Below are 6,809 nucleotides of genomic sequence, written 5' to 3'. Positions count from 1 at the left end.
GTGATATTTTGAGACGGGTCTTTAATATCACAAGTTTTACAGTGCACGCAGTTCTGAGAGTTGATCTGGAAACTGGTTTCACCGGCCTCATCTTCAACCACTTCATAAACGCCGGCTGGGCAATAACGCTGCGCAGGCTCGCCATACAAGGGCAGGTTCTTCGCTAGCGGTACGCTGCTGTCTTTGAGTGCTAAGTGACACGTCTGATTCTCTTCATGGTTGGTATTGGAGAGAAACACTGACGTTAGTTTATCAAAGCTCAACACACCATCGGGTTTAGGGTAATCGATAGATGAGAACTCTTTGGCTGGACGCATTTGTGCATAATCTTCATGATTATCACGCAGTGTAATCGGCAACTTACCACCGAAAATATTTTGATCAATAAAGTTGAACGCACCACCTAGGTAAGGGCCAAACTTATGCATAGCGGGGCCAAAGTTGCGTGAGCGATATAACTCATCGTGCAACCACGAGGCTTTAAACGCGGTATTGAAGCTTTCGAGCTGTTTACCACCCGTGCAGCCTGCTTTGAGGGCTTCAAAGACGCTTTCGGCGGCAATCATGCCGGACTTCATGGCCGTATGGGTACCCTTAATCTTGGCAAAGTTCAAAGTGCCAGCATTACAGCCAATCACAAGACCACCGGGAAAGGTCATCTCGGGTAACGCATTGAAACCGCCTTTGGCAATTGCTCGCGCACCGTAAGAAACGCGCTTACCACCTTCTAAATACTGTTTTAGTACGGGGTGGTGCTTAAGGCGCTGGAATTCATCAAACGGACTCACATAGGGGTTCGCATAGTTAAGATCAACAATTAACCCAGCAACCACTTGGTTGTTTTCAGCATGGTAAAGGAAGAAACCACCGCTGGTGCCGCCTTCTAGCGGCCAGCCTGAGCCATGAAGCACCAGACCGGGTTTATGCTTCGCAGGGTCGATATCCCACAGCTCCTTAATACCGATACCATAATGCTGTGCATCCGCGTCTTTATCCAGACCAAACGTTTGGTACAGCTGTTTGCCCAGATGACCACGACAGCCTTCAGCAAATAAAGTGTATTTAGCATGCAGCTCCATACCGGGCATATAGCCATCTTTCTCAGAGCCGTCTTCAGCAACACCCATATCGCCGGTGGCAATCCCTTTCACGCTGCCATCGTCATTAAACAAGACTTCCGATGCGGCAAACCCTGGGAAGATCTCTACACCTAACTGTTCTGCTTGCTCACCTAACCAGCGTGTCAGATTACCCAAGCTCACAATGTAGTTGCCGTGGTTATGCATGGTTTTGGGAATAAAAGCATTCGGCAGTTTGGTGGCTTTTTCGTTGTCTTTTAACAGATACAGCTCATCGTCTGTAACGGCTGTATTGAGTGGGGCGCCACGCTCTTTCCAATCAGGGAAAAGTTCGTCCAGAGCGCGTGATTCAACGACGGCACCTGACAGGATATGGGCGCCAACTTCAGAGCCTTTTTCAACTACACATACAGTGAGTTCTTGTTCTTGCTCATTTGCCATCTGCATAAAACGACAGGCTGCGGATAATCCAGCGGGCCCAGCGCCTACGATGACAACATCAAATTCCATCGACTCACGTTCTGACATCTTCGCGTTCTCCTCAGAACTGTTCTATATCAAGTGCCATCATAGAAGCACTTCCGGCTTTCATCGTTAACAGGTGCATTGTCACACGCGGTAAAAAGTGTTCACAATAAAAACGTGCGCTCACCTGCTTACTTTCCAAAAATACTTGATCTACATCTGTATCATCGCTTAGTGTCTGTACTTTTCCAACACTACGCAACATGAGCCAAGCAGCACACAGATACCCAAGCGACATCATCAAGTTCACCCCTATCGCTGGGGCCTCCTCTTTATGAGATAGCAGCCAGTCTACCGCATCTCGTACTGACTGTTCAGCTTCAATAGCATTACTAAGATCCTGAGCGAATATTTCCCCAAGCTCTAGCGAAGCTAGCTCACTGCCAATCTCATCCAGCAACGCGAATAATGATTGTCCGTTGTCTGCTAAAATTTTACGACCAACGAGATCCAACCCCTGAATACCGGTAGTGCCTTCATAGATGGGTAAAATACGAGCATCTCTAAAATGCTGAGCAGCGCCGGTTTCTTCAATAAAGCCCATACCACCATGAATCTGCACTCCCAGAGAAGTTAGCTCCTGGGCGAGCTCCGTTATCCAACCTTTTACAATAGGTGTATATAAGTCTAATCGTGCCTGACATATAGCCGCATCACTAACCGAGTTAGCCGCTTTTAATATCTCGAGATTGTCAGCTTGGGATGCAGCAACATAAGTAAGTGCGCGCATGGCTTGCGTACCTGATTTCATTAACATCAGCATACGGCGCACATCAGGATGATTGATAATCGCAAGGCGGCTACCGTCGCGTAACGTTCCTTGTAGGCGTTCTTTCGCATATGCCAGAGCATGCTGGTAAGCCCGCTCTGAAACAGCCAACCCCTGAAGCCCAACACCTTGACGTGCATCATTCATCATAGTGAACATACAGGCTAATCCGGTATGTGGCTCACCTACCAAGTACCCAACCGCACCATCATTATCGCCAAAGCTCATTACGCACGTAGGGCTCGCATGGATACCCAACTTGTGCTCTAGGGAAACCGCTTTAACATCGTTACGCTTACCTAATGAGCCATCAGTGTTAACTAAAAACTTGGGAACAATAAACAAAGAGATACCACGTACCCCTGCAGGAGCATCTGGTAACCTCGCTAATACCAAATGCACCACATTATCGGTCATTTGATGGTCACCCCAGGTAATAAAGATCTTCTGCCCAAAAATCCTATAGTTTCCAGCTTGCGGTACTGCTTTTGCTTTAATTGCTGCCAAATCAGACCCCGCATCAGGCTCGGTCAAATTCATGGTGGCAGTCCACTCACCGCTTATCATTTTTTCGAGATAAGTCTTTTTAAGGGCATCACTTGCATGCTCGCTAACCGCCTCAACTGCCCCCTGTGTCAGCAAAGGACACAAGGAGAACGCCATATTAGATGACTGCCAAACCTCCATCACGGTTGTAGATAATGTTTTAGGTAGTCCCTGACCACCATATGCAGGATCCCCCGCCAATGATGGCCAACCATTATCAACGAACTGCCGATAAGCTGCTTTAAACCCTGCAGCCTCCTGCACGCCGTACTCAGTCATTTGAGCACCTGTTTGGTCCCCTATTTTATTTAATGGTGCCAACACTTCACTAGCTAAACGCGCCGCCTCTTCAAGAATAGCGTCGTTCAAACCCGAATTTAACTCTTCTTGCCCGAGGCGATCACATATCAGAGGAAACTCAACAATATGGTCCAATACAAACTGGGCATCCTGACGGGGAAAGTGGTATTCGCTCATAATGATCACTCCTGCACCCTGCTTAATTTAACCAGAGCTATTATTGTTCTATTAGATTGCAGAAATGATCACGTAGATCAGGGGAAGCGGCAATGACAATTACCGCCTATTACTTTGACAAAATTGGTCATGATAAATATGGGTAATATAAACAAACCTATAGTAGCTAACAAAAACTCTTAGCTATACGTTATTTACAACCTTGTTTACTTCTTATCAAATTGATGACAATAAACGGCACTCTTTCGGTATTCACCCGGAGTCATATGTGTCCACTTCTTAAAAGAGCGAAAAAAAGCAGAAGGTTCATCAAACCCCATTAAGCTCGCCACATCATTGATAGATAACTGTGGTGAGTTCATATAGTTGATAGCGCCCTCTTTACGACAGTCATCCTTAATTCTTTGATAAGAGGTACCTTCCTCTAGTAGTCGCCTGCGTAATGTAGATACAGACATGTGTAATACATGAGCTACCTCATCAGCACTGGGTAAATCCCGACTAAAATCTTTACCAATGATAGCCATTACTTGAGACTTCAAACTCTTATCATCATCCACCATGACATGTAACTGAAACGGTGCCGTTTTCAAAAAACCCTTTAAGGTATCTTCAGTTTGAACAATCGGGTAATCCAGAAAGCGAGCAGGAAAAACCAACGCGTTATCATGTTGATTAAAACGAATCTCTGAACGAAATAAGGTTCGGTAATAATCAGCATCTTCTGGTTCAGGGAAAGTAAAATAGGCGGCCTTTATCTCTAAGCGCGTTCCAATAAGCCAGCTAGTGAAATGCTGCCAAACAGATAATGAGGTGCGAATACTATGCGGAGGCTCTTTTTCTAATAATGTCTGGAACTCCGTATCGTCCAATTCTTGCGTGGGTGCGAATGAAATTTTTGCATACCGCCCTCTACGTAACAAAACCGGCTTAATTCGAGAGCCTCGACATATTTCATAAAAATCACTGCAGCGCCACATAACACGCTCCAATGTTTTGCAATGTAAAATCGCATGACACATCATTCGAAATGTTCCGTTTGGCACTTTACCACCGCTAATCATGCCAAAGGATTCGTCTTGAGTAATCCAGATAATACGTTGATAAAGTTGCCAAAATTTTTGTGCGGGAAACTCAGTCTGATCTTCAATTTCATCAGGGCTAATACCCACATGTTCAAGCAAGCTACTGACTTGATATCCCTGTGATTCAGCATGACCAAGCAGGTGCTTCACATACCCATTTGGCACCGTTATTTTACGCTCCATGATAGCTCCCTGAAAAATATGTCTCTTATTGTTATCGTTTTTGTCACTCTTTTAAGATATTAGAAGCACTGCTACTTTAAGTCATGCCTTCTTTTGTCAGTTAATCTGGCGTGAATTGTTATTGTCGTACTGAGTTACAGTGTAGATGATTCTAGTACAAGCAACACTTGCAAAAATGTCGCTTAAGCTCAATAAGTAAAAGATGTAAAAAAATGGCTATCTCAAATTACTTAGTATTAGCATTTACAGAAAATGCATCCATACTAATATATAAGATTTAGCATATATAAGCCGCTGCTAAAAAAATAACAATGCAAGGTGAACGAAATGGCAATGATTACCACCAGAGTGACAAAAGACCCTCTGCTGAACTCCCGACTACTAAACCGTAAAATACTACCCGCTTTATTAGCAGCTACCCTTGCAGGTCAGGCTTATGGAGTTGAATTCCAACTGGGCGAAGTAGAGGGGCGTTTTGACTCCCAACTTTCGGTTGGTGCTAGCTGGCGTGTCAATGACCCGGATACCGACTTAATATCAGAACCTAACGGTGGTAGAGGTTTGGGTTCGGGAAGTTTTGATGATGGTAATCAAAACTTTAAGCAAGGAGAGACGTTCTCAAAAACCCTCAAAGGTTCACACGAACTTTCATTAAGCTATAAGAATGTAGGGGCTTTTGTACGAGGTAAATATTGGTCAGACTTTGAGCTAGAAGATGGAAGACGCGGTCACGGTCATACTGAAAACGGCTATGCAGCTAATGAGCAGCTTGACGATAATGGTTTCAATGATTTTGCTAAGTTCTCTGGTGCCGAAATTTTAGATGCCTACGTTTACGGATACTTCGACATAGGCAATATGCCACTTGATGTACGCTTAGGGCGCCAAGTAGTTAACTGGGGCGAAAGCACCTTTATTCAAGGTGGTATTAACGTCATCAACCCATTTGATGTAAGCGCATTTCGCCGCCCAGGGTCTGAAATAAAAGAAGGCTTATTACCCGTTAATATGGCATTTGCATCTTTAGGTGTAACCGACAACCTAAGCCTAGAGGCGTTCTACCAAATTAGCTGGGAGCCTACGGTTGAAGATGGCTGCGGTACTTATTTCTCTGCAAACGACTTTGCAGCAGAGGGTTGTAACGGTATTCGTGTAGATCAAGGAGCACTCAATGGCATTGCCGATAGCACATATTACAACGCCCTCACCACAAGGGTTGTAAACCGTAATGCTGATGGTAAACGTGATGCTAAAGATTCAGGGCAGTTCGGGTTTGCATTACGTTATTTAGCTGAAGATCTAAATGATACTGAATTTGGCTTATTCTTTGCCAGATACCACAGCCGCTTGCCCGTTATTAGTGGTGTAAAAACCCCTAATCCTGCTAACCCCTTCGCATCTGAATATTTTGTCGAATACCCAGAAGATATAAAAATGCTGGGCGTAAGTTGGAATACTAACGTTGGTGAACTAGCTTGGTCAGGCGAAATAAGCCACAAGCGTGACGTGCCTATTCAGCTGAATGGCCCCATGCTAGTAGCCTCCATGCTGACCCTAGGCACCCAAGCAGGAAACCCGGCTAATGGTGCCGTTGTACCTGTTTTAGGTGCAGGATTAGGTACTGACATCCAAGGTTACACCGCTTTTGATGTTACACAAGCGCAAACAACCCTCATTAAAACTGTCAACAACGTCATGGGCGCTAGCCGTTTAGCACTGGTTGGGGAACTTGGCTGGACACATATTCATGATTTTGACGAAAGTGCGTCCGCTCTAAAATATGGACGTAGTGGTGTATTTGGTTATACGCCAAGTGATGATGATGGCTTTGTCACACAAGACTCAGTCGGCTATGTAGCCCGTGCATCGTTAAGTTACCCGAATGCCATTTCAGGTGTTAGCCTAACGCCACAAGTAAGTTTTAAGCACGGAATTAGTGGCTACGGCCCGCAACCTGGAGCCGCGTTTAATGAAGGACAGAAGTCTATAAACCTGAGCTTACAAGCCGACTACTTGGAGCGTTACAGAGCGCAGATCTCTTACACTAACTTCTTTGGTGGTGATTACAACGAATTAGCAGATCGCGACTTTATCTCACTAAGCACTTCTGTATCCTTTTAATAAATCAGCGTGACTACGGAGTAA

4 protein-coding genes are annotated in these 6,809 nt (G+C 45.0%); 1 reads left to right on the top strand and 3 read right to left on the bottom strand.

Features of this window, described 5'->3' with window-relative positions:
* From G511_RS0111130 to G511_RS0111120, 3 genes are all read right to left on the bottom strand, one after another.
* Positions 1-1,607, bottom strand: a 1,607-nt coding sequence (locus G511_RS0111130) for an electron transfer flavoprotein-ubiquinone oxidoreductase (protein WP_036551876.1), incomplete at its 3' end; no start/stop codon positions are given.
* A 13-nt stretch (positions 1,608-1,620) separates the two neighbouring features.
* The gene (locus G511_RS0111125; protein ID WP_028469678.1) at positions 1,621-3,396 is read right to left on the bottom strand and encodes an acyl-CoA dehydrogenase family protein; all 1,776 of its coding nucleotides are present in this window, start codon (positions 3,394-3,396) and stop codon (positions 1,621-1,623) included.
* A 206-nt stretch (positions 3,397-3,602) separates the two neighbouring features.
* Positions 3,603-4,664, bottom strand: coding sequence for an AraC family transcriptional regulator (locus tag G511_RS0111120; protein ID WP_036551874.1), 1,062 nt, complete (start codon positions 4,662-4,664; stop codon positions 3,603-3,605).
* Positions 4,665-4,991: 327 nt separating this feature from the next.
* Here G511_RS0111120 and G511_RS0111115 point away from each other — a divergent pair, with 327 nt between their 5' ends.
* On the top strand, positions 4,992-6,785 hold the full coding sequence (locus G511_RS0111115) for a DUF1302 domain-containing protein (protein ID WP_245573958.1): 1,794 nt from the start codon (positions 4,992-4,994) through the stop codon (positions 6,783-6,785).
* The last annotated feature ends 24 nt before the right edge of the window (positions 6,786-6,809 follow it).

The sequence above is a fragment of the Neptunomonas japonica DSM 18939 genome (genome assembly GCF_000422765.1).
Taxonomy (GTDB): domain Bacteria; phylum Pseudomonadota; class Gammaproteobacteria; order Pseudomonadales; family Balneatricaceae; genus Neptunomonas; species Neptunomonas japonica.
Note: the sequence above shows the minus strand (reverse complement) of the source record. Positions and strands in the feature narration are given on the sequence as shown.